Source organism: Corallococcus terminator (assembly GCF_003611635.1).
Classification (GTDB): domain Bacteria; phylum Myxococcota; class Myxococcia; order Myxococcales; family Myxococcaceae; genus Corallococcus; species Corallococcus terminator.
Genome location: NZ_RAVZ01000673.1, coordinates 1 through 1,544, shown reverse-complemented (window position 1 = coordinate 1,544; position 1,544 = coordinate 1). Strand labels below are relative to the sequence as shown.

Genomic DNA, 1,544 nt, shown 5'->3' with positions numbered 1-1,544 from the left:
GCAGGCATGCAGCCCTGTCCGAAATCTCCACAGGGGCGGGCCGGCCGGGCGGGATGGATTTCCCGGGACATTGCCCCCCGTTGCAGGCAGTGTGGTTGGACCGTGGGCCGCACCGGGAATCCTCCCGGGGGTCCTACGGGTTCCTGGAAACTTCCAGGTGCTTCGGGCCGCTTCGCGGCCTGACCGCGCACCGCCAGGCGCCCCCGCAATTTCGCGGGAGGGCGCGCTGCGCGGTCGGCCCCCCGCCTGAGGGGGAAGCGCGCCAACCCATCATCGCGGGATTCCATGACGTTTGACGAACTGCAGTTGACTGAATCACTCCTCAAGGCCGTGAAGGCCGAGGGCTACACCACGCCGACGCCCATCCAGGTGAAGGCGATCCCGCATGCACTGGCGGGCAAGGACGTGCTGGGCGTGGCCCAGACGGGCACGGGCAAGACGGCGGCGTTCGCGCTGCCCATCCTCCAGCGGCTGTCGGCGAAGGCTCCGGCGGGCGGCGCGCGTCCGGTGCGCTGCCTGGTGCTGACGCCCACGCGCGAGCTGGCCAGCCAGGTCAGTGAGAGCTTCGGGACGTACGGCAAGAACCTGCCCCTGCGCCACGCGGTGGTGTTCGGCGGCGTGGGCCAGACGCCGCAGGTCCAGGCGCTGCGCCAGGGCGTGGACATCCTGGTGGCGACGCCGGGCCGCCTGTTGGACCTCATCGATCAGGGCCACGTGACGCTGCGCGCGCTCGAAGTGTTCGTGCTCGACGAGGCGGACCGCATGCTGGACATGGGCTTCATCCATGACGTCCGGCGCGTCATCAAGGTCCTGCCGAAGGAGCGCCAGACGCTGTTCTTCAGCGCGACGCTGCCGCCGGACATCGTGGACCTGGCGCGCAACATCCTGAAGGATCCGGTGCGGGTGGAGGTGTCGCCCGCGTCCACCACCGCGGAGACGGTGAGCCAGCAGGTGTACTTCGTGAAGCGCGAGGAGAAGCGCGCGCTGCTCACGCACCTGCTCCAGGACGTGAAGGCCATCCCGCGCGCGCTGGTGTTCACGCGCACGAAGCACGGCGCCAACCGCGTGGCCAAGCAGCTCACGCAGGCGGGCGTGCGCGCCGACGCCATCCACGGCAACAAGAGCCAGAACGCCCGCGAGCGCGCGCTGGACGAGTTCCGCGCGGGCACCCTGCGCGTGCTGGTGGCCACGGACATCGCGGCGCGCGGCATCGACATCGACGGGCTGTCGCACGTGTTCAACTACGACCTGCCCAACGTGCCGGAGCAGTACGTGCACCGCATCGGCCGCACCGGCCGCGCGGGCGCCAGCGGCCAGGCCGTGTCGTTCTGCGACTCCGAGGAGCGCGAGTACCTGCGCGACATCGAGCGCACCATCCGCCGCAGCGTGCCGGTGGTGGCGGACGCGAGCTTCCGTTCGCTGCTCCCCGCGACGCTTCCGGGCGACCTGGTGGAGGACGACCGTCCGCCCCTTTCGGGTGGGCGTGGCGGTGGCCGGGGCAATGGCGGTCAGCGCCGCGGCGGTAACGGCGGTGGTGGTGGCGG

General features: G+C 71.1%; 1 protein-coding gene. It reads left to right on the top strand.

All coding sequences use genetic code 11. The annotated features are described in order from the left end of the window. Nucleotides 1-285: 285 nt before the first annotated feature. Nucleotides 286-1,544: DEAD/DEAH box helicase (locus tag D7V88_RS41390; RefSeq protein WP_244238687.1), on the top strand; the 1,259-nt coding region annotated here is incomplete at its 3' end.